Raw genomic sequence first — 724 nt, 5'->3', positions numbered from 1 at the left:
ATTTCACGAATGCCAGCAAGCATGAGTACCGACAAAGGGTAGTAAATCATTGGTTTGTCATAAACCGGCAGTAACTGCTTAGAGACACCGCGTGTAATAGGGTAAAGGCGAGTGCCCGAGCCACCTGCTAAAATAATGCCTTTCATTGTTCGCCCGCTCCTAATCGCTCTAAACTGTATGAACCATCAAGCACGCGTTGCCACCATTGCGGATTATTGAGGTACCATTCCACGGTTTTGCGAATGCCGCTTTCAAAGGTTTCTTCTGGCGTCCAGTTAAGCTCTTGAGCAATCTTGGTGGCATCAATTGCGTAGCGCACATCATGACCTGGGCGATCTTTGACATAAGTGATCAAAGATTCATAAGACTCAACACCTGCCGGCTTGTCTGGTCGCAGCTCTTCAAGCAAAGCACAAATGGTTTTCACTACTTCGATGTTTGCTTTTTCGTTATGGCCACCGATGTTGTAGGTCTCACCGATTTCACCTTCCGTCACGACTTTGTAAAGCGCGCGAGCATGGTCTTCCACAAACAGCCAATCTCGGATTTGCATGCCATCACCATACACAGGTAAAGGCTTGCCATCGAGGGCATTCAGAATCATCAGTGGGATCAACTTCTCTGGGAAATGGTACGGACCATAGTTGTTTGAGCAATTGGTTACGAGTGTTGGGAGACCATAAGTACGCTGCCAAGCGCGTACAAGGTGATCGCTCGACGCTTT

2 protein-coding genes are annotated in these 724 nt (G+C 47.9%); both read right to left on the bottom strand.

The window, feature by feature from the left end; genetic code table 11:
• A partial coding sequence (locus R8O11_RS27495; RefSeq protein WP_263856183.1) for a sugar phosphate nucleotidyltransferase occupies positions 1-146 on the bottom strand: 146 nt, incomplete at its 3' end.
• A partial coding sequence (locus R8O11_RS27490; protein ID WP_318194910.1) for a GDP-mannose 4,6-dehydratase occupies positions 143-724 on the bottom strand: 582 nt, incomplete at its 5' end. The genes R8O11_RS27490 and R8O11_RS27495, both read right to left, overlap by 4 nt.

The sequence above is a fragment of the Vibrio sp. 1288 genome, from assembly GCF_033344475.1.
This window is presented reverse-complemented; position numbering and strand designations above follow the sequence as displayed.